This window comes from Streptomyces sp. NPDC016469, from assembly GCF_040632905.1.
GTDB lineage: Bacteria > Actinomycetota > Actinomycetes > Streptomycetales > Streptomycetaceae > Streptomyces.
This window is the reverse complement of sequence record NZ_JBEYCQ010000013.1, coordinates 134,242-153,591: the sequence shown is the minus strand read 5'-3', so window position 1 is coordinate 153,591 and position 19,350 is coordinate 134,242. Positions and strand designations below refer to the sequence as shown.

18 protein-coding genes are annotated in these 19,350 nt (G+C 72.3%); 11 read left to right on the top strand and 7 right to left on the bottom strand.

Annotated features, from left to right (window positions below; genetic code table 11):
- Positions 1–720 (bottom strand): L,D-transpeptidase family protein, encoded by a 720-nt coding sequence (locus ABZ565_RS17415; protein ID WP_361026996.1) that lies wholly within the window; start codon positions 718–720, stop codon positions 1–3.
- Between the two features lie 329 nt (positions 721–1,049).
- Here ABZ565_RS17415 and ABZ565_RS17410 point away from each other — a divergent pair, with 329 nt between their 5' ends.
- Positions 1,050–2,888, top strand: coding sequence for an ABC transporter ATP-binding protein (locus ABZ565_RS17410; protein ID WP_361026867.1), 1,839 nt, complete (start codon positions 1,050–1,052; stop codon positions 2,886–2,888).
- A gap of 11 nt (positions 2,889–2,899) precedes the next feature.
- Positions 2,900–4,741 carry an ABC transporter ATP-binding protein gene (locus ABZ565_RS17405; RefSeq protein ID WP_361026993.1) on the top strand — a complete coding sequence of 614 codons (1,842 nt, stop codon included), beginning with the start codon at positions 2,900–2,902 and terminating at the stop codon, positions 4,739–4,741.
- A gap of 49 nt (positions 4,742–4,790) precedes the next feature.
- Here the strand turns inward: ABZ565_RS17405 and ABZ565_RS17400 are convergent, their stop codons facing one another.
- The gene (locus ABZ565_RS17400; protein WP_361026864.1) at positions 4,791–5,582 is read right to left on the bottom strand and encodes a metal-dependent hydrolase; all 792 of its coding nucleotides are present in this window, start codon (positions 5,580–5,582) and stop codon (positions 4,791–4,793) included.
- Between the two features lie 169 nt (positions 5,583–5,751).
- On the opposite strand from ABZ565_RS17400, the gene ABZ565_RS17395 reads away from it, so the two are divergent.
- From ABZ565_RS17395 to ABZ565_RS17385, 3 genes are all read left to right on the top strand, one after another.
- Positions 5,752–8,265 carry a DUF3516 domain-containing protein gene (locus ABZ565_RS17395; RefSeq protein ID WP_361026861.1) on the top strand — a complete coding sequence of 838 codons (2,514 nt, stop codon included), beginning with the start codon at positions 5,752–5,754 and terminating at the stop codon, positions 8,263–8,265.
- A 17-nt stretch (positions 8,266–8,282) separates the two neighbouring features.
- Positions 8,283–9,167 (top strand): acyl-CoA thioesterase II, encoded by an 885-nt coding sequence (locus ABZ565_RS17390; protein ID WP_361026858.1) that lies wholly within the window; start codon positions 8,283–8,285, stop codon positions 9,165–9,167.
- A 61-nt stretch (positions 9,168–9,228) separates the two neighbouring features.
- Complete coding sequence (locus tag ABZ565_RS17385; protein ID WP_361026855.1) at positions 9,229–9,927, top strand: hypothetical protein; 699 nt, start codon at positions 9,229–9,231, stop codon at positions 9,925–9,927.
- A 6-nt stretch (positions 9,928–9,933) separates the two neighbouring features.
- Here ABZ565_RS17385 and ABZ565_RS17380 read toward each other — a convergent pair whose 3' ends face one another.
- Positions 9,934–10,959 carry a hypothetical protein gene (locus ABZ565_RS17380; protein WP_361026852.1) on the bottom strand — a complete coding sequence of 342 codons (1,026 nt, stop codon included), beginning with the start codon at positions 10,957–10,959 and terminating at the stop codon, positions 9,934–9,936.
- 81 nt (positions 10,960–11,040) lie between these two features.
- On the opposite strand from ABZ565_RS17380, the gene ABZ565_RS17375 reads away from it, so the two are divergent.
- Together ABZ565_RS17375 and ABZ565_RS17370 are read left to right on the top strand one after the other, a co-directional pair.
- Positions 11,041–11,703, top strand: coding sequence for a helix-turn-helix domain-containing protein (locus ABZ565_RS17375; RefSeq protein ID WP_361026849.1), 663 nt, complete (start codon positions 11,041–11,043; stop codon positions 11,701–11,703).
- A gap of 171 nt (positions 11,704–11,874) precedes the next feature.
- Complete coding sequence (locus ABZ565_RS17370; RefSeq protein WP_361026846.1) at positions 11,875–13,626, top strand: cation:proton antiporter; 1,752 nt, start codon at positions 11,875–11,877, stop codon at positions 13,624–13,626.
- Positions 13,627–13,633: 7 nt separating this feature from the next.
- Here the strand turns inward: ABZ565_RS17370 and ABZ565_RS17365 are convergent, their stop codons facing one another.
- On the bottom strand, positions 13,634–14,068 hold the full coding sequence (locus ABZ565_RS17365; protein ID WP_361026843.1) for a hypothetical protein: 435 nt from the start codon (positions 14,066–14,068) through the stop codon (positions 13,634–13,636).
- A gap of 201 nt (positions 14,069–14,269) precedes the next feature.
- Here ABZ565_RS17365 and ABZ565_RS17360 point away from each other — a divergent pair, with 201 nt between their 5' ends.
- Positions 14,270–14,812: a GNAT family N-acetyltransferase gene (locus ABZ565_RS17360; protein ID WP_361026840.1), complete on the top strand. Its 543-nt coding sequence runs from the start codon at positions 14,270–14,272 to the stop codon at positions 14,810–14,812.
- A gap of 35 nt (positions 14,813–14,847) precedes the next feature.
- Positions 14,848–15,336 carry a glutathione peroxidase gene (locus ABZ565_RS17355; protein ID WP_361026837.1) on the top strand — a complete coding sequence of 163 codons (489 nt, stop codon included), beginning with the start codon at positions 14,848–14,850 and terminating at the stop codon, positions 15,334–15,336.
- Here ABZ565_RS17355 and ABZ565_RS17350 read toward each other — a convergent pair.
- Both ABZ565_RS17350 and ABZ565_RS17345 read right to left on the bottom strand, forming a co-directional pair.
- Positions 15,333–15,731, bottom strand: coding sequence for a hypothetical protein (locus ABZ565_RS17350; RefSeq protein ID WP_361026834.1), 399 nt, complete (start codon positions 15,729–15,731; stop codon positions 15,333–15,335). The two genes, ABZ565_RS17355 and ABZ565_RS17350, sit on opposite strands and share 4 nt — an antisense overlap.
- Before the next feature lie 151 nt (positions 15,732–15,882).
- Positions 15,883–17,109, bottom strand: coding sequence for an acyl-CoA dehydrogenase family protein (locus ABZ565_RS17345; protein ID WP_361026831.1), 1,227 nt, complete (start codon positions 17,107–17,109; stop codon positions 15,883–15,885).
- A 170-nt stretch (positions 17,110–17,279) separates the two neighbouring features.
- Between ABZ565_RS17345 and ABZ565_RS17340 the strand changes: the two genes are divergently transcribed.
- Entirely contained in the window at positions 17,280–17,930 is a 651-nt protein-coding gene (locus ABZ565_RS17340; RefSeq protein ID WP_361026828.1) for a TetR family transcriptional regulator, read from the top strand.
- Between the two features lie 24 nt (positions 17,931–17,954).
- On the opposite strand, the gene def is transcribed toward ABZ565_RS17340, so the two are convergent.
- Positions 17,955–18,500 (bottom strand): peptide deformylase, encoded by a 546-nt coding sequence (def, locus tag ABZ565_RS17335; RefSeq protein WP_361026825.1) that lies wholly within the window; start codon positions 18,498–18,500, stop codon positions 17,955–17,957.
- 117 nt (positions 18,501–18,617) lie between these two features.
- Here def and ABZ565_RS17330 point away from each other — a divergent pair, with 117 nt between their 5' ends.
- Positions 18,618–19,295, top strand: a complete 678-nt coding sequence (locus ABZ565_RS17330; RefSeq protein WP_361026822.1) for a 2-phosphosulfolactate phosphatase — start codon at positions 18,618–18,620, stop codon at positions 19,293–19,295.
- The last annotated feature ends 55 nt before the right edge of the window (positions 19,296–19,350 follow it).

Sequence of the window (19,350 nt, the reverse complement as noted above, 5' to 3'; positions counted from 1 at the left end):
TCAGGCGCGGAGGCTGGCCCGGTCGCCCATGACGACGACCGGGTGCTGCTTCGGGTCGAGTGTGCGCAGCAGCTTCTCCATGGCCTGCTTGGACACGCTCACGCACGCCGAGGTGCCGCTGCCGTGGTCCATGTGCAGCCAGATGCTGCCGCCCTTGGTCTGGCCCTGCGGGCGCGTCGGGTCGTTGGGCGGGGTGCCCTTGACCCGGTTGTAGTCGATGGCGATGACGTAGTCGAAGTCGTGCCAGTGGGACTTGGCCCAGTAGTGCGGGGCCTGGATCGAGGCGGTCTGCGTGTACGGGAGGCGGGCGCCCGGGTCGGGCAGGACACCGGCCGCGTCGCTGAGGGTGTAGACGCCGACGGGGCTGCGCTTGTCGTTCTCGTGGTGGTCGGGCGTCCAGCCCTTCTTGCCGTTGTGGCCCTTCCAGGAGGCGGCCCTGTCCCAGGTGGAGCCGGACTTGGTGTAGAGCACGACGGTGGAGTCCGCGGAGTTCTTGCCCTCGCCGTAGACGGCGACGACCTGGCGCGAGTCGGCCGGGATCTGCGACTGGAGCCGGTCGCCCACATCGGGGATGCGCTTCAGGTCCTTGACGGGGGCCTTCGTACTGCCCTTTCCGGCGGCCGGCCGCTCGCCGGCGGCGCCCTTCTTCGTGTCCTGTCCGTCACCGCAGGACGTCAGGGTCGTGAGCAGGACACCGCAGGCGGCCGCCGAGGCCACCATCCGAACCGCACCGGCTATACGCATCCGTCCATGCTCGCACCTGGCGATGTACGCGGCCGTCCACCCTGGGCGGCCCCGGCGAATGCGTGCCGAATCTTTACCCGTCGTCTTTGCCCGTCCGGGGCGCGCGGCCCGGACGCATCCCAGCAGCACCTGAGGCCGCACCCGTATCCGCCGCCGCGTAAAACCGTTTGCCGCGATCCCGGCGACAGGCAAGGCTTGCGCGGTCCGGTTCCCCCGCCCGCGTATCCCGTGGGCAACCCAGTGCTGCCCCGACGCGCTTTCGCGGCGCCTCGCGGGCCCGGCCTCTTCCGATCCTTTGGGATGTCATGCACATTCGCGATCTTCCGTACTCGGACCCCGGCGATCCCGACGTCCGTTCAGGCCCCCGCTTCCTGCTGTGGCTGGGCCGCAATCAGATCCGCGGCCAGCTCAAGTCCTTGTTCTGGGGGCTGGTGCACCAGTGCTCGATCGCGGGGTACCCGCTGACGGTGGGGCTCGCCGTCCAGGCCGTGGTGGACCGGTCCGGCAGCAGGCTCGCGCTGGCCTGTGGGCTGACCGCGCTGCTGGGCGTGCTGACCGCGGTGGGCGACGCGATGCTCCACCGGGCCGCCGTCACCAACTGGATCACCGCCGCCGCCCGGATCCAGCAGCTGCTGTCCCGCAAGACCGCCGAGCTGGGCTCGCTCCTGACCCGCCGGGTCGCTGCGGGCGAGGTGGTGGCGGTGTCCACGGGTGACGTGGAGAAGATCGGGTGGTTCGTCGAGGCGCTCTCGCGCTTCCTGGCCGCCGCCACGGCCCTCGTCGTCATCAGCGTGGGGCTCGTCCTCTACCTTCCGTCGCTCGGCGTTCTGGTGGCGGTCGCGATGCCGTTCCTCGCCCTGTCCGTCCTGCCGTTGCTGCCGCGTGCCACCCGGCGGGCGGATGTGCAGCGCGAGAAGGGCGGCCGGGCCACCGAACTCGCCTCGGACACCGTGGCCGGGCTGCGCGTCCTGCGCGGCATCGGCGGCGAGGAGCTGTTCCTGGACCGCTACCGGCGCGCTTCGCAGGAGGTCCGCGAGGCCGCGGTGCACAGCGCCCGGATGTGGTCCCTGATCTCGGCGGTCCAGGTGCTGCTGCCCGGCGTGCTGCTGCTCGGCTTGGTCGTGTACGGGGCCTCGCTGGCGCGGGACGGCAGGATCGAGGTGGGCCAGCTGGTGACGGTGTACAGCGCGGCGACCCTGACCCTGTTCCCACTGCGGCACTTCGAGGAGATCGCCATGGCGTACTCCTTCTCCCGCCCCTCCGCGCAGCGCGCCGTACGCGTGCTGTCGCTGAGCCGGAACACCCGCCCGGCCACCGTCGACACCGTTCCGGCCGGTGACCTGTACGACCCGGTCACCGGGCTGCTGGCCCCGCGGGGCGCGTTCACCGCGGTCGTCTGCGGCGACCCCGACGAGGCGGGGCGGCTGGCGGAACGGCTCGGCGGACACGCCCAGCCCGAGGCACCGGACACCGACGCCCCCGAGCCGCCCTCCGTCCTGCTGGGCGGCGTGCCGCTGGACGAACTGGAATTGGGCGCGGCGCGGGCCGCCGTGCTCGTCCAGGACAAGGACCCCGTGCTGCTCTCGGGCACCCTGCGCGAACTGCTGGACGTTCCGTCGTCCGGACAGGTGGAGGCCGCGGCCGCCCTGTCCGCCGCGCAGTGCGACGACGTGCTGGCCGCGCTGGCCCAGGCGTCCCCCGAGCCGGGCCGCGAGCCGCTGGACACCCGGATCACCGAACGCGGCCGGTCCCTGTCCGGCGGCCAGCGCCAGCGGCTCGCCCTGGCCCGGTCGCTGCTCACCGACCCGGACACGCTCGTCCTGGACGAGCCCACCTCCGCGGTCGACTCGCACACCGAGGCCCGTGTCGCGGCGGGCGTCAAGGCGCTGCGCGCGGACCGTACGACCGTCGTGTTCTCCTCGTCGCCCCTGCTCCTCGACCTGGCCGACCGGGTGGCGCTGGTGCACGGCGGCACGGTGGTGGCGGTCGGTACGCACCGCGAGCTGATGGGCACCGAGGAGCGCTACCGCGCCGTCGTCACCCGCGAGACCGACGACGAAGCGGAGGCCGCGGCCGCACCGGAGCACGGCGAGCGCGCCGTCGAAGGCCGGGAAGCACACCAGGAAATCGAGGAACGGGCATGAAAGGACAGGCCATGACCGGCGTCGCCCCACCGGCCCAGGAACCGCCCGCCCAGGACACCCCCACCCGGGCGGCTCCCGCCCACGTACCCCCCGCCTACGACCCGGCGGCCCCCGAGACCGCCGCCACCCTGCCGGTCGGCCGGCCCGCGACCGTTCGGGCCTACGTCCTGGAGCTGATGCGGCGCCACCGCAAGCCGTTCCTCGTGGTGACCCTGCTCAACACGTGCGCGGTGATCGCGTCCATCGTGGGCCCGTACCTGCTGGGCGGCCTCGTGGAGGATCTGTCCGACGAGGTGCGCGACCTGCGTCTGGAGCGCACCGCCGTGGTGTTCGCGCTGGCGCTCGTCGTGCAGACGGTGGCCACCCGGATGATGCGGCTGCGCAGCGCCATGCTGGGCGAGGAGATCCTCGCCGACCTCCGCGAGGACTTCCTCGTCCGGTCGGTGCGGCTGCCGCCGGGCGTGCTGGAGCGGGCCGGGACGGGTGACCTGCTGTCCCGGATCACCACCGACATCGACCGGCTCGCCAACGCCATGCGCGAGGCCGTCCCGCAGCTGACGATCGGCGTGGTGTGGGTGGGCCTGCTGGTCGCCGCCCTCACCGTCACCGCTCCCCCGCTGGCCCTGGCGGTCGTCGTGGCGCTGCCGGTGCTGCTCATCGGCTGCCGCTGGTACTTCCGCCGGGGGCCCTCCGCGTACCGCTCGGAGGCCGCCGGTTACGCGGCGGTCGCCGCGGCCCTGGCGGAGACCGTGGACGCGGGACGGACCGTGGAGGCGCACCGGCTGGGGGCGCGCCGGGTCGCGCTGTCGGACCTGCGGGTCGAGCAGTGGACCGCGTGGGAGCGGTACACGCTGTTCCTGCGGACGGTGCTGTTCCCGGTCATCAACGTCACGTACGCGACGATCCTCGGGGCGGTCCTGCTGCTCGGCGGCTGGTTCGTCATCGAGGGGTGGATGACCGTCGGCCAGCTCACCACGGGTGCGCTGCTCGCCCAGATGATGGTGGACCCGATCGGTCTGATCCTGCGCTGGTACGACGAGTTGCAGGTGGCCCAGGTGTCGCTGGCGCGGCTGGTGGGCGTCCGGGAGATCGAGCCGGACGCGGGGGACGCGTCGGTGTCCCCGGACGGGCGGGATGTGCGGGCCGACGAGGTGCGCTTCGGGTACGTGGACGGGGTCGACGTGCTGCACCGGGTGTCGCTGGACGTCGCGCCGGGCACGCGGGTGGCGCTGGTCGGCCCGTCGGGTGCGGGCAAGTCGACGCTGGGCCGGTTGCTGGCGGGGATCTACGCGCCCCGGGCCGGCGAGGTCACGCTGGGTGGCGCGCGTCTGTCGCGGATGGTGACGGAGCGGGTGCGGTCGCACGTGGCGCTGGTCAACCAGGAGCACCACGTGTTCGTCGGCTCGCTGCGGGACAACCTGCGGCTGGCCCGTACGGACGCCGAGGACGCGGAGCTGTGGGCGTCGCTCGCCGCGGTCGACGCGGACGGCTGGGCGCGGGCGCTGGAGCAGGGGCTCGACGCCGAGGTCGGCTCAGGGGGCCTGGTGATCACCCCGGCGCAGGCCCAGCAGATCGCGCTCGCCCGGCTGGTGCTGGCCGATCCGCACACGCTGGTCCTGGACGAGGCCACGTCGCTGCTGGATCCGCGGGCGGCCCGCAACCTGGAGCGGTCGCTCGCCCGGGTGCTGGAGGGCCGTACGGTGGTGGCGATCGCGCACCGGCTGCACACCGCGCACGACGCGGACGTGATCGCCGTGGTCGAGCAGGGCCGGATCACGGAGCTGGGCAGCCACGACGAGCTGGTGGCGGCGGACGGGGCGTACGCGGCGCTCTGGCGCTCCTGGCACGGCTGAGGGTCCCGGGGGCCGGTGCGCCGGCCCCCGGATTCGGCGCCCGGGCGGCTCAGATGACGTTCATCGCCGCCGCCGCGCCCACTCCCCCGAGGATCATGAAGACCGGCATCAGCACCTTGATCTCCACCCAGCTGCCGGCCTTGAAGCGCATGGCCTTGGGCGGGCCGATCGGGTACCAGCGCTTGCGGCCCAACGGGATCGGCCACAGGATCGGGCAGCCCGAGACGGTCAGCGCGTCGCCGATGTCGTGGACGAGGGCGCCCAGCACGATCGGCAGCCCGAGCCACAGGTACTCCTGGCCGGGGTCGGTGAACAGCCAGTCCGCGCCGTTGCCCGGCTTGTCGAGGATGCCCGCGAGGATCCAGGCGCTGGTCGCGCCGAGCAGCCACACCAGGACGTCGCTGGAGACGCGGGCGGCCCGCCAGAGCAGCCCCTCGACGGCGAGGACCAGGTGGACGAAGAGGATCCCGAGGACCCCCCACCGCCCGCCGCTGATCGCGACGGCGGAGGCGCCCGCCCCGATCAGGACGGCCCAGACCCAGGTATGGGTGAGGGTGCGGTGGCCGCCGTTGCGGTTCGAGTCGCCCCGCAGCTTGGTGGCCTTGTAGACGGCGTGCGAGAGCTTGTCGACGATCTCGCACACCCCGCGCGAGAGGGGGCCGAAGGCGCGCGAGATGGTCGCCGACTTGTGGTCGAGGTCGGGCGCGAGCGCGGCGCCCGCGCTGATCAGCGCCCCGACGACGAGGACGGGCCACGGCATGGTGTGGCCGGTGGCCGCCGCCGCGGCTCCCACCCCCAGCCAGGCCGCCGCCCCCGACAGAGAGTGTGCCGGTCCCATCATGACTGCCGAGCCCCCGTAGGTGTCGCCGCGTGCGCCTGGTGGTGCCCGGGCGCGAGACTCGGCCACCGCCGTTGCGGCGTGGCCGAGTTGAGAGGGAAGCGTATCGTCCGTGATCTTCGGGCCGTCGTCCGGTTCCCTCATCGGGGCGGAAGACAGGCAAGATGGGGGCGTGACCCTTATCGATCAGCTCCCCCCGACCGACGATCCCGACGCTCTCTTCGAGGCTTTCTCGTCCTGGACCGAGACGCAGGGGATCACCCTCTACCCCGCTCAGGAGGAGGCGCTGATCGAGGTGGTGTCCGGGGCCAACGTGATCCTTTCCACGCCCACGGGGTCCGGGAAGAGCCTGGTCGCGGCGGGGGCGCACTTCACGGCGCTGGCCCAGGACAAGGTCACCTTCTACACCGCGCCGATCAAGGCGCTGGTCTCGGAGAAGTTCTTCGACCTGTGCAAGCTGTTCGGTACGGAGAACGTCGGCATGCTCACCGGGGACGCCTCGGTCAACGCCGACGCCCCGGTGATCTGCTGCACCGCCGAGGTGCTGGCCTCGATCGCGCTGCGTGACGGGAAGTACGCGGACATCGGCCAGGTCGTGATGGACGAGTTCCACTTCTACGCGGAGCAGGACCGCGGCTGGGCCTGGCAGATCCCGATCCTGGAGCTGCCGCAGGCGCAATTCGTCCTGATGTCGGCGACGCTCGGCGACGTCCGGATGTTCGAGGAGGACCTGACACGGCGCACCGGCCGCCCGACCTCCGTGGTGCGCTCGGCGACCCGTCCCGTACCGCTGAGCTACGAGTACCGGCTGACGCCGATCACCGAGACGCTCACGGAGCTCCTGGACACCCGGCAGTCGCCGGTGTACATCGTGCACTTCACGCAGGCGGCCGCGGTGGAGCGGGCGCAGTCGCTGATGAGCATCAACATGTGCACCAAGGAGGAGAAGGAGAAGATCGCCGATCTCATCGGCAACTTCCGCTTCACCACCAAGTTCGGCCAGAACCTCTCGCGGTACGTACGCCACGGGATCGGTGTGCACCACGCGGGCATGCTCCCCAAGTACCGCAGGCTGGTGGAGAAGCTGGCGCAGGCGGGTCTGCTGAAGGTGATCTGCGGTACGGACACGCTGGGCGTCGGCGTCAACGTACCGATCCGCACGGTGCTGTTCACCGCGCTCACCAAGTACGACGGCACCCGGGTGCGGACGCTGCGGGCGCGGGAGTTCCACCAGATCGCCGGCCGGGCCGGGCGGGCGGGCTTCGACACGGCGGGCTTCGTCGTCGCCCAGGCGCCCGAGCACGTCATCGAGAACGAGAAGGCGGTCAAGAAGGCGGGTGACGACCCGAAGAAGAAGCGGAAGGTCGTCCGCAAGAAGGCACCCGAGGGCTTCGTGGCCTGGTCGGAGACCACGTTCGACAAGCTCATCCAGTCCGATCCGGAGCCGCTGACCTCGCGTTTCCGGGTCACGCACACGATGCTGCTGTCCGTGATCGCCCGGCCGGGCAACGCCTTCGAGGCGATGCGGCATCTGCTGGAGGACAACCACGAGCCGCGCCGGGCGCAGTTGCGGCACATCCGCCGGGCCATCGCGATCTACCGGTCGCTGCTGGACGGCGGTGTGGTGGAGCAGCTGGCCGAGCCGGACGCCGAGGGGCGCATCGTGCGGCTCACCGTGGACCTCCAGCAGGACTTCGCGCTGAACCAGCCGCTGTCCACGTTCGCGCTGGCCGCGTTCGAGCTGCTGGACCCGGACTCGCCGTCGTACGCGCTGGACATGGTCTCCGTGGTGGAGTCGACGCTCGACGACCCGCGCCAGATCCTGGCCGCGCAGCAGAACAAGGCGCGCGGCGAGGCGGTCGGGCAGATGAAGGCCGACGGCATCGAGTACGAGGAGCGCATGGAGCTGCTCCAGGAGGTGACGTACCCGAAGCCGCTGAGCGAGCTGCTGTGGCACGCGTACGACGTCTACCGGCGCAGCCACCCCTGGGTGGGCGACCATCCGGTGTCGCCGAAGTCGGTGATCCGTGACATGTACGAACGGGCCATGACGTTCACGGAGTTCACGTCGAACTACGAGCTGGCGCGGACCGAGGGCATCGTGCTGCGGTATCTGGCGAGCGCGTACAAGGCGCTGGAGCACACCATTCCGGACGACCTCAAGTCGGAGGACCTGGAGGATCTGATCGCCTGGCTGGGCGAGATGGTCCGTCAGGTCGACTCCAGTCTGCTGGACGAGTGGGAGCAGCTGGCCAACCCCGAGGTGGAGACCGCCGAGCAGGCGCAGGAGCGGGCCGACGAGGTCAAGCCGGTCACCGCGAACGCCCGGGCGTTCCGGGTGCTGGTGCGCAACGCGATGTTCCGCCGGGTGGAGCTGGCCGCGCTGGACCGGGTCCGGGACCTGGGCGAGCTGGACGCGGACACGGGCTGGGACGAGGACGCGTGGGGCGAGGCGATGGACGCGTACTGGGACGAGTACGAGGAGCTGGGCACCGGTCCCGACGCGCGCGGTCCGAAGCTGCTGAAGATCGACGAGGACGCGGCGCACGGTGTGTGGCGGGTCCGCCAGACGTTCGCCGACCCGAACGGCGACCACGACTGGGGCATCAGCGCGGAGGTCGACCTCGCCGCGTCGGACGAGGAGGGCCGGGCGGTCGTGCGGGTCACGTCCGTGGGCCAGTTGTGAGAGTGGAGAAGAACGGCATGACGAACCCCGCCGAGCGCCTGGTCGATCTGCTCGACCTGGAGCGGATCGAGGTCAACATCTTCCGCGGCCGGAGCCCCGAGGAGTCCCTGCAACGGGTCTTCGGCGGCCAGGTGGCGGGGCAGGCGCTGGTGGCGGCGGGCCGCACCACGGACGGGGACCGTCCGGTGCACTCGCTGCACGCCTACTTCCTGCGGCCGGGGCGTCCCGGGGTGCCGATCGTGTACGACGTGGAGCGCGTCCGGGACGGCAGGTCGTTCACCACCCGGCGGGTGACGGCCGTCCAGCAGGGCCGGACGATCTTCAACCTGACGGCGTCGTTCCACCGCCCGGAGGAGGCGGGCTTCGAGCACCAGCTGCCGCCTGCCCGGGCGGTACCGGACCCGGAGGAGCTGCCGACGGTCGCCGAGGAGGTGCGCGAGCACCTGGGCGGTCTGCCGGACGCCCTGGAGCGGATGGCGCGGCGCCAGCCGTTCGACATCCGCTATGTGGACCGGCTGCGGTGGACGCGGGAGGAGATCAAGGACGCGGACCCGCGCAGCGCGGTGTGGATGCGCGCGGTGGGGCCGCTGGGCGACGATCCGCTGGTGCACACCTGCGCGTTGACGTACGCGAGCGACATGACGCTGCTTGACGCGGTCCGCATCCCGGTGGAGCCGTTGTGGGGGCCGCGCGGCTTCGACATGGCGTCGCTGGACCACGCGATGTGGTTTCACCGGCCGTTCCGGGCGGACGAGTGGTTCCTGTACGACCAGGAGTCGCCGGTCGCGACGGGCGGGCGGGGTCTGGCGCGCGGCCGGATCTACGACCGGGCGGGCAATCTGCTGGTGTCGGTGGTGCAGGAGGGCCTGTTCCGGCGGCTGGGCGAGGCCCCGTCCGCGTAACCCCCTCTGACGGTAGGGCTACTGTTCGACTTCCCGATCATCGCAACGGAGGAGCGCGCACGTGGCCACCGTCCTGAAAGTGAGTCCGGTCGCGACGGGGAGGAAGCCGCGCAAGGGCGCGCCGGCGCCCGTTCCCCTGTCGCCCTTCAGCCATGTCGTCAAGGTCACGGACGAGCCGGGCGCGGAGTCGCGGGTGCTGGCGCATCTGGAGCGGGAGCTGCCGCCGGGCGGCATACCCGCCTACCTCGCGGCCCGGAAGACCGGCGCCCGCTCCTTCGTCCTGTGGGCCGACCCGGAGCGCCGCGCCCGACTGGCGACGGTCGTCACCTCGTCGGCCGGTGACGGGATTTCGGCGTACCAGGTGCTGGGCGGTTACGGGGAGTTGCTGGGCACCGTCGTCCGGGAGAAGGCGTGCTCGGGCAAGGGCCTGCGCACCCGCTGGACGGTCACCCAGACCGGCTGCCCCGAGGCCGTTGGCCTCAAGGGCCGGATCTTCTGGTGGTACGTGTGGTGGCTGCTGTTTCCGCTGTGGCTGGCGATCGGGGTGGGCAGCCTGGTGAACGGAGGGGGCGATGTGCCGCGCGGGCCCCGGCGCATCCGCTGGCGGGCTGCGGGTGAGACCCCGTTCGAGTTCCATTCCGACGGTGAGATCGTCGTACACGCGCAGTGGACCGACCAGCGGCTGGCGGCGGCGCTGACGGCGCTGATCACCTCGTTCGACAGCTGGCTGGGCACGCCCTGGGACGACAAGCGGGAGTAACGGCCCTCATCTCCGGTATCGCTGTGCCACCGCCCCGAAGGCGGCCTTGGGTTCCCACTCCATGTCGGGGTAGGCCCGCCCCCGGCGCCCTTCGAGGAGTCTGACGATGCCCAGCCCCGCCCGGTCCAGGTCGTCCCTGGGATCGCCGTCCGGGCGGTGCGGGTAGCCGGGCAGGGCGAACAGGAAGACGAACGCGCTGTCCACACCCTCGGTCTCGAAGACCTCCAGGAGTTCGCTCAGGTACGCGGCCTGGCCGGCCTCGTCGCGCTCGTAGACGCCGTCCAGCCGTACCGGGTCCTTGGTCAGCGGGTCGAGCTCGACCACCTCCAGGACCCGCCCGCCCCGGTCCCCCGCGCCACGGTAGGCCGCGGTGCCGAACCCGGTGACGGCGAGCGGCTTCGGGCCACGGGCCAGGGTGCGGACCGCGTCGCGGAACCGGTCGGCGATCTCTGCGGAGCGGATCAGCTCGTACGTCACGATGTCGAAGGGCGCCCAGTCGACCTGCTCGAACTGGATGGCCGCGTACGTGAGGGTGCCCCCGTAGTTCTCGCGGACGGCGGCCACGGCGTCGCCGAGGAACGCGTTGACGCGCACGCCGAGTTCACGGATCGCCCCGGCCCGCCGCTCGGGGCGGCTCATCAGCTGTCCGACCCGTTCCTCGGGGCTCTCTCCGGGCAGGAACCCCCGGTTCATCACGCTCAGCTCGACGCCCGCGACGAACACGACCGCGGCGCCCTCCCGCCTGAGCCGTTCCGCTCGTGCGGCGCAGTCGCGGAAGAGCGTGAGGATCTGCTCCGGTTCCAGCTCCAGCGGATAGGGCGAGAACCAGACCTCCAGGCCGAGTGCGGCCGCGGCGGAGGCGGCCTGTTCCAGCCGGTCCGGGTCGCCTCCGATGATCTGGACGGCGTCGCAGTGCAGGTCGTCGCGGATGATCGCCAGTTCGCGCCGGACCACCGCGAGGTCGAAGTGCTCGCGCGAGGTGCGGCCGTGCAGGACGAATCCGGTGTCGTAGGTCATTCCTCTTGCCCGCATGGCGGCGTCCTCTCCGTCGGTTCGGTCCGGCCGAGGCTGACAGTAAAAATGCGCGCACGCAAGTTTGCGTGCACGCATCCCATGTGGAACGCTGGCGCGGTGACGACACCACCGGGACTGCGGGAGCGCAAGAAACAGGCCACCCGCGAGGCGCTGCGCGAGGCGGCGCTGCGCCTGGCCATCGAGCACGGGCCCGACCGGGTGCGGGTCGAGGACATCGCCGAGGCGGCCGGCGTCTCGCCGCGTACGTACAACAACTACTTCGCCAGCCGCGAGCAGGCGATCGTCTCGGCCGTCACCGCCGACCGGGAGGCGCGCGTCGCGGCGGCCGTCACGGCCCGGGCGGCGGAAGTCCGCCTGGCCGACGCCGTCACCGAAGCGGTGGTCGAGCAGTACACGGACCCCGGTGCGCACGGCCGGGAGGCGGTGCTGCTCGTCACCACCCGGCCCGCGCTGCGCGACGCCTTCCTCGACGCCACCGCCGGCATCGAGCCCCCGCTCACCACGGCCGTCGCGGCACGCCTGGACGACACCCCGGCGCCGACCGCCCGCGTCCTCGCGGCGAGTGTGGCCGCCGCCGTCCGTATCGCGCTGGAAGGCTGGATCCAGCCGGCCGGGACCGCCGGGACTCCGGGTGCCGGAGGACTGGTCGTGCCGGCCGGCTCACTGGCCGGCCGGCTCCGCGCGGCACTGGCCCCGCTCGCGCCCGCGTTCGACGCCGCCGAGAATCGCGTCCGGCCGTGAGGTGCGTGCCGCCCCACCTCGGCGGATAGCCCGTCCGGGCGGTCCCGGCCAACCGGTGCGCTCCTTGAGGCGAGCCCTCGCGTCCTGGCCGGGCGGCGGCACGGAAGGTGGTCGCGCGCGCTGGTGTGCGGGTCGCGTCCGGCGCCCGGGTGCGCTGGAGGAGGCGGGTCGATGACGGCGGACCAGGTGTACGTGGGGCTCGGGCTGATCGTGGTCCTCGCGGTCGGTTCGCAGCTGCTGGCGAGGCGATTGCGGGTGCCGGCACTGCTCGTGCTGCTGCCGGCCGGGTTCACCGCCGGGGCGCTCACCGACGACATCGATCCCGAACGGCTCCTCGGACCCTCCTTCTCGCCGCTGGTGTCGCTCGCGGTGGCCGTGATCCTGTACGACGCCGGGCTCGGCCTGGACCTGAAGCGGCTCAGGGGGCACAACCGGCGGGTGGTGATCCGGCTGCTGTGGCTGGGGGCGCTGCTGACGCTGGTGTCCGCCGCGCTCTTCGCCGTACCCGTGCTGGACATGTCGGCGAAGGCGGCGGTCATGCTCGCGGCGATCCTCGTCGTGTCGGGCCCGACGGTCGTGGGGCCGCTGCTCGCCTTCGTACGGCCCACGGAGCGGCTGCGGCGCATCCTCATCTGGGAGGGTGCTCTGATCGACCCGGTCGGCGGCATTCTGGGGGCGCTCGTCTTCCACGGGGTCGTGGCGGGCGACCGGCGGGGGTTCGGCAGCGGGCTCGGGCACTTCCTGGCCAGCGCGGCGGTGGGCGTGGGGGCGGGCGCGGCCGGTGCGGCGGTGCTGTGGCTGGTGCTGCGGCGGGCGCGGCTCAGCGAGGAACTGGAGACGTCGCTCCAGCTGGCCGCCGTGGTCGGGGTGGCCGCGGCCTGCGACGCGCTGCGCGACGACACGGGGCTGATCTCGGCCGTCGTCATGGGGATGGCGATGGCCAATCTGCCCGGTCTCGATCTGCCGGCGCGCCGCCCGTTCTTCGAGACGCTGGTCTCCCTGATCATCGGCCTGCTCTTCGTCTCCATCTCGGCGACGGTCACCCCGGCGTCGCTGCGGCACGTGGTGCTGCCCTCGCTGGCGCTGACCGCTCTCCTCGTCCTGGTGACCCGGCCGCTCATCGCCCACCTCGCGGCGGCCGGCACCGACGTACCCGCGCGGGAGCGGTGGTTCATCGGCTGGATGGCGCCCCGGGGCATCGTCGCCGCGGCCACCGCCTCCACGTTCTCCTCCGAGCTGGCCGGGCACCACATCGCCGGTGCGGAGCGCATCCTGCCCGCGACCTTCATGGTGATCGTGGCGGCGGTGACGCTCTACGGCCTGACGGCGTTCCCGGCGGCGCGGCGGCTCGGGGTGCTGCGGCCCGCCCGGTCCCGGCCGCTGCTGGTGGGCGGGGCGCCCTGGGCGGTGGACCTGGCGGGCGCCCTGAGCGCGGCGGGGCTCGACGTGCTGATGTGGGCGGGCGCGGAGGAGGAGCGGGCGCGGATCACGGCGGCGGGGCTGAAGCTGGCGCCCGGCGAGCTGCTCGCCTCGGCCACCGGCGCCGGTGCGGAGCTGGAGGGGATCACCTCGGTGCTGCTGCTCACCGGCGAGGACGACTTCAACGCGCTGGCGTCGCTCACGCTCCGGGAGAGCGTCGAGGGGGAGATCGGCCGGCTCGCCCCGCCCTCCGCGAACCACGGTGTGGTGGCCCCGTACACGGACGGCGAGGCCCTGTTCGGGCCCGGTCTCACCCGGCCCGAGATCGCCCGGAAGTACGAGGCCGGCGCGCGGGTGGTGACGCGGCCGGCGGACAGCCCGCCGGCGCCCGGGGAGCACATGCTGTTCGTGGTGCGGCCGGAGGGCCGGCTCGTCCCGGCCACACAGAGTGGTCGCCCGGAGCCGGCTCCGGGCGACACGCTCGTTCTGCTGAGGGAGCCTTAAGGCCCCGTCAGGCCTTCGCGCGGTGGTCCGGGCCCGCGCAGAGCGCCCAGATGATGAAGACGTCGATGGCGATGAGCACGATGGACCAGAGCGGGTAGTGCGGTAGCCACAGGAAGTTGGCCAGTGCTCCGAGCCCGGCGAGGACCACGCCCACCGCCCGCGCCCAGAAGGCCCCGGTGAACAGTGCGCAACCGGCGAGGACGATGACGATGCCGAGGATGAGGTGGATCCACCCCCAGCCCGTCAGATTGAACTGGAAGACGTAGTTGCGCGTGGCGACGAACACGTCGTCCTTGGCGATGGCCGCGATGCCCTGAAAGATCGCCATGGCACCACCGAAGATCATCAGGACCGCGGCGAACGCGGTCCAGCCCGCGCGGGCTGGATGGTGTGATCCGTTGGTGCCGTGTGAAGCCGCCGGTGCGCTGCCCGTGTTGCCCATGTCGGGCCTCCCTTTCTGGCGCGGTCGCCCGGCGCGGACCGGAGCCGAACCGGACGTTCCGCTTCCAGAGTGTCATGAGGACGCGTGTCCGGCAGTACGGCGGGCAGGGGGCGGGTGGCGCGCACCGCCTACGATCACGTCGCGGCCGGTCCGTAGGGGATTCGGCCAGGCGCTCGCTGTTCCGTGGAAGGACCTGCCCCCATGACCGAGATCGTCCCGGTGTCCGGCCCCGAGCTGGTCACCTACGCCGATGAGCTGGCCGCCCTGCTGGTGGAGACTGTCGAGGAAGGCTCGTCCGTGGGCTTCCTGGCGCCCTTGGACCGGGGTGCCGCCGCCGAGTGGTGGCGCGCCCGGGCCGCGTCCGTGGAGGCGGGGCGGCTTCAGGCGTGGATCGCCCGGGACGGGGAGCGCATCTCGGGCACCATCGGCCTGGTCCGGGCGCCGCTGCCCAACGCCCGCCACCGCGCGGAGGTGACCAAGCTGATGGTCCGCCCCTCGGCACGCGGGCGGGGGCTCGGCCGTGAGCTGCTGGCCGCGGCCGAGCGCGCGGCGGCCGAGGACGGCGTCACGCTCCTGGTCCTGGACACCGAGAGCGGCAGCCCCGCGGAGCGGCTGTACCGCGCGGCGGGGTGGACGGAGTGCGGTTCCGTTCCGGACTACGCGGCCGGGCCGGACGGGGTCCTGAAGCCGACGACCTTCTACTACAAGGCGGTCGGCCGCGTCGCCGACGCTTCCCTGGGGTGAGAATGGGCCGGGAAGACACCGACGAGGAGACATCGATGACGCTGTACGACATTCCGCTGCGCACCCTCACCGGCGAGCCGACGTCGCTGGGCGACTACCGCGGGCAGGCCGTGCTGCTGGTGAACGTGGCATCCAAGTGCGGACTGACCCCGCAGTACGCCGGTCTGGAACGGCTCCAGAAGGAGTACGGAGACCGCGGGTTCACCGTGCTCGGTGTGCCGTGCAACCAGTTCGGCGGCCAGGAGCCGGGGACCTCCGAGGAGATCGAGACGTTCTGCTCGACGACATACGGGGTGAGCTTCCCGCTGCTGGAGAAGACCGAGGTGAACGGTGCGAACCGGCACCCGCTGTACGCGGAGCTGACCCAGGTGGCGGACGCCGACGGCGAGGCCGGGGACGTCCAGTGGAACTTCGAGAAGTTCCTGATCTCCCCGGCGGGTGAGCCGGTCGCCCGTATCCGCCCCCGCACGGAGCCGGACGCGCCCGAGCTGGTCAAGGCCATCGAGGCCCAGCTGCCCGCCTAGGCGCGGCTGAGCAGTACGGAGCCCTTGGGGTAAGTGGCATCGCCGCCCACGTTCGCCACCTGGACGAGGACGGGGGTGCCCTCCTTGATGTTGCCGGTCTTCCACGGCGTGCAGTACGGCGAGGTGTGGCCGCGGGTGGTGGCGATGCGGTCCCAGGTGCCGTCCCGGCCGATGTCCAGCTTCACCTCGATGCTCCAGCCGTCGGCGACGGTGTCGCAGGCGCGGATCGAGTCGCCGGTGGCGGTGCCGTACGGGTCGGCGTTCCACTCCCCGTAACCGCCGAAGACCGCGTCGACCGTCCGGGGCTCGGCGTGCGCCGTCGTCTGCACGGTGGCCACGAGCCCGAAGGCCGCCGCCGCGGTCACCGCGATCCGTCCCGCCCCGGCTCTCGCCATGCCCTGCCCCCTCCATCACCCGGTCACGATCTCCACCGGGAATCTACAGGTACATGGCAGGTGCACACCATCGTGAGTGCTGCACGGCCCCGGCCCCCGTCCTCCCGGAACGTGCCGGTGGGACGGGGGCCGGGAGCGCCTCGCGACGCGGTCAGCGGATGGGCATGCCCGACAGGGTGCGGGCGATGACCAGGCGCTGGATCTCGCTGGTGCCCTCGAAGATCGTGTAGATCGCGGCGTCCCGGTGCATGCGCTCCACCGGGTACTCACGGGTGAAGCCGTTGCCGCCGAGGATCTGGATCGCCTGGGCGGTGACCTTCTTGGCCGTCTCGCTCGCGTACAGCTTGGACATGGAGCCCTCGGCGGACTCGAACGGCTTGCCGGTGGTGGCCATCCAGGAGGCGCGCCAGACCAGCAGCCGGGCCGCGTCGATCTGGGTCCGCATGTCGGCGAGCTGGAAGGCGACGCCCTGGTTGTCGATGATCGGGCGGCCGAACTGGGTCCGCGTCTTGGCGTAGTCGAGCGCCACTTCGTACGCGGCCCGGGCGGTACCGACCGCCATGGCGCCGACGGCCGGGCGGGACGCCTCGAAGGTGGCCATCGCCGCGTTCTTCACGCGCTCGCCGCCCGTGGCGGCGCGCTCGCGGGCGCGGGCGAGGCGCTGGTCCAGCTTCTCCTTGCCGCCGAGCAGGCAGTGCCCCGGTACGCGCACGTCCTCCAGGACGACCTCGGCGGTGTGCGAGGCGCGGATGCCGTGCTTCTTGAACTTCTGGCCCTGGGAGAGGCCGGGAGTGTTCGGCGGGACGATGAAGGAGGCGTGGCCCTTGGAACCGAGCTCGGGGTCGACGACCGCGACCACCACGTGAACGTTGGCGATGCCGCCGTTGGTCGCCCAGGTCTTGGTGCCGTTGAGCACCCACTCGTCCTTGGCCTGGTCGTAGACCGCGCGGGTGCGCATCGAGGCGACGTCGGAACCGGCGTCGGGCTCGGAGGAGCAGAAGGCCGCGACCTTCACGTCGTCGGCGTCCCCGTACATCTGCGGGATCCAGGTGCCGATCTGCTCCTCGGTGCCGTTGGCGAGGACGCCGACGGCCGCCAGGCCCGTACCGACGATCGACAGGGCGATGCCGGCGTCGCCCCAGAACAGCTCCTCCATGGCCATCGGGATGCCGAGCCCCGTAGGATCGAAGAACTGCTGGGCGTAGAAGTCGAGGGAGTAGATCCCGACCTTCGCCGCCTCCTGGATGACGGGCCAGGGCGTCTCCTCACGCTCGTCCCACTCCGAAGCGGCCGGACGGATCACGTCCGCGGCGAAGCCGTGGAGCCAGTCACGGACCTGCTTCTGGTCATCGTTGAGCTCAAGCGTGAACTCGGCCATGTTCCCCTCCACGTACTGCCGTCGAAACGCCTCGTTACTTGCGGTAACAACAGTCTGTTACTGGCAAGTAGCCTGTGTCAACCGCATGAGACGCCATCCGCACCCCGCCGGACAGGGTGTTACGTTGCGCAGGCACGACGGACAGGCACGGTCAGGGGTGGAGAGACGACATGGGGACCACACGACAGGCCGAGCGCCAGCGGACCACGGCCGAGCGCCGCCGCCGGGAGCTGCTCGAAGCCGCCGACCGCGTGGTGCTCAGGGACGGCCCCGGGGCCTCGATGAACGCCATCGCGGCGGAGGCGGGCATCACGAAGCCGATCCTCTACCGCCATTTCGGGGACAAGGGCGGGCTCTACCGGGCCCTCGCCAAGCGGCACACCGACGCGCTGCTGAGCGCCCTGCGCGCCGCGCTCGACGCCCCCGCGGAACGGCGCGCCCGGGTCGAGTCGACGCTCGACACCTACCTCGCGGCGATCGAGGCGCGCCCGCAGGTCTACCGCTTCCTGATGCACCCGTCCGACGACTCGGCCCCCTCCCCGGAGCAGGGCTTCGACGTCGGCCGGCACTCCGCACCGCTGCTGCGCCGCCTGGGCGAGGAACTGGCCACGGTGATCGCGGAGCGGGTGGACCTCGGCCCGGACAGCGAGGCGATGGCCCGGATCTGGGGCCACGGCATCGTCGGCATGATGCACGCGGCCGGTGACTGGTGGCTGGGCGAACGCCCCTGCTCGCGCGAGCAGTTGGTCCGCAGCCTCGCCGACCTCCTCTGGGGCAGGCTGGCCGCGGCGGGCGACCGCGAGGACGGGCCCGGTTTCTGACGGGCCGTCAATCGGAGGGCGTGGTCAGCCGGTACGCGCCCACGGCGCCCGGCGGGCCGCGCGCAGCACCCGGGCGCGGCGCAGCCCGGTCAGCCGGTCGGTGTAGACCCGGCCCTCCAGGTGGTCGCACTCGTGCTGGAGGCAGCGGGCGAAGAACCCGGTGCCGTCGATCCGGACCGGCTCACCGGTCACGGTGACGCCCTCGACCACCGCGTGGTCGAAGCGCGGAGTGCCGGCCTCAAGACCGGGGAGCGAGAGGCAGCCCTCGGAGCCGCGCACCGTGACCCCGTCCGCCTCCACCAGCACCGGGTTCACCACATGCCCGAGGTGGCGCACGTCCTCGTCGTCGGGGCAGTCGAAGACGAACACCCGCGACGGCACACCGATCTGGTTGGCGGCGAGCCCCACGCCCCGCGCCTCGTACATCGTGGCGAACATGTCCTCGACGAGCCGGGCGAGCGAGGGGCCGAACTCCGTGACCGGTTCGCACGCCGCGTGCAGGACGGGGTCGCCGAGCAGGCTCATGGTGCGGACGACTCCGGAGCTGCCGGGGATCGGGCGGTTGCGCATGGCGGTCATCGTACGTTCCACGGGACTTGCGCCGGACAACCCCGGATCCGCCCCCGTCAACGCCCGCGCCCCGGTCACCCGGCCGAACCCCGCCGGCCTGTGCGCGATCATGACCGGATGGACACCCGATTCCTCGCCATCTCCGATCTGACCGCACCGCCGTCGGTGGCGGTCGTGGTCGACGTGATGCGCGCGTACACCGTGGCCGCCTGGGCCTTCGCCCGGGGCGCGGAGAAGATCGCACTGGCCGCCTCCCTGGACGAGGCCCTGGCGCTCAAGGCGCGCCACCCGGACTGGGTGGCCCTGAAGGACGGCCCGGCCGCCCCCGGCTTCGACGCCGTCAACTCGCCCGGCCTGCTGCGCTCCCGCGACCTGGGCGGCCGGACCGTCGTGCAGAAGACCACGGCGGGGACGGTCGGGGCGTTGGCGGCCCGGGACGCGTCGCTGGTCCTGTGCGCCGGCTTCGTAGTGGCGGAGGCGACGGCCCGACTGCTGCGGGCACGCGGGTGCGACGACGTCACCTTCGTCATCACCGGGGAGGACGGGCGCGCCGACGAGGACCTGGCGTGCGCCCAGTACATCGCCCGCCGGGCCGCCGGGGAGGAGGCGGACGCGGCGCCGTATCTGCGCCGGGCCGGGGCATCGCGGGCCGCCGCCGACCTGACGGAGGGCGTACGCGAGGGGGTGCACCCCGATGACGTCGCGCTCTGCCTGGAACTCGACCGGTTCCCCTTCGCCATGGCTGCGGCCCCGGAGGACTCGCTCATGGTGCTGCGCCCGTACGTCCTCCCGTAAAACCCCGCAGGGCGTTCACATATCCGATCACCGGACACATGCATGACCGTTGACG

Bases quoted from the DNA above. Each gene is read 5' to 3' on its own strand.
- ABZ565_RS17415 (WP_361026996.1), bottom strand. From the start codon at position 720: ATGGTGGCCTCGGCGGCCGCCTGCGGTGTCCTGCTCACGACCCTGACG.
- ABZ565_RS17410 (WP_361026867.1), top strand. From the start codon at position 1,050: ATGCACATTCGCGATCTTCCGTACTCGGACCCCGGCGATCCCGACGTC.
- ABZ565_RS17405 (WP_361026993.1), top strand. From the start codon at position 2,900: ATGACCGGCGTCGCCCCACCGGCCCAGGAACCGCCCGCCCAGGACACC.
- ABZ565_RS17400 (WP_361026864.1), bottom strand. From the start codon at position 5,582: ATGATGGGACCGGCACACTCTCTGTCGGGGGCGGCGGCCTGGCTGGGG.
- ABZ565_RS17390 (WP_361026858.1), top strand. From the start codon at position 8,283: ATGACGAACCCCGCCGAGCGCCTGGTCGATCTGCTCGACCTGGAGCGG.
- ABZ565_RS17380 (WP_361026852.1), bottom strand. From the start codon at position 10,959: ATGCGGGCAAGAGGAATGACCTACGACACCGGATTCGTCCTGCACGGC.
- ABZ565_RS17375 (WP_361026849.1), top strand. From the start codon at position 11,041: ATGTGGAACGCTGGCGCGGTGACGACACCACCGGGACTGCGGGAGCGC.
- ABZ565_RS17370 (WP_361026846.1), top strand. From the start codon at position 11,875: ATGACGGCGGACCAGGTGTACGTGGGGCTCGGGCTGATCGTGGTCCTC.
- ABZ565_RS17365 (WP_361026843.1), bottom strand. From the start codon at position 14,068: ATGGGCAACACGGGCAGCGCACCGGCGGCTTCACACGGCACCAACGGA.
- ABZ565_RS17360 (WP_361026840.1), top strand. From the start codon at position 14,270: ATGACCGAGATCGTCCCGGTGTCCGGCCCCGAGCTGGTCACCTACGCC.
- ABZ565_RS17355 (WP_361026837.1), top strand. From the start codon at position 14,848: ATGACGCTGTACGACATTCCGCTGCGCACCCTCACCGGCGAGCCGACG.
- ABZ565_RS17350 (WP_361026834.1), bottom strand. From the start codon at position 15,731: ATGGCGAGAGCCGGGGCGGGACGGATCGCGGTGACCGCGGCGGCGGCC.
- ABZ565_RS17345 (WP_361026831.1), bottom strand. From the start codon at position 17,109: ATGGCCGAGTTCACGCTTGAGCTCAACGATGACCAGAAGCAGGTCCGT.
- ABZ565_RS17340 (WP_361026828.1), top strand. From the start codon at position 17,280: ATGGGGACCACACGACAGGCCGAGCGCCAGCGGACCACGGCCGAGCGC.
- def (WP_361026825.1), bottom strand. From the start codon at position 18,500: ATGCGCAACCGCCCGATCCCCGGCAGCTCCGGAGTCGTCCGCACCATG.
- ABZ565_RS17330 (WP_361026822.1), top strand. From the start codon at position 18,618: ATGGACACCCGATTCCTCGCCATCTCCGATCTGACCGCACCGCCGTCG.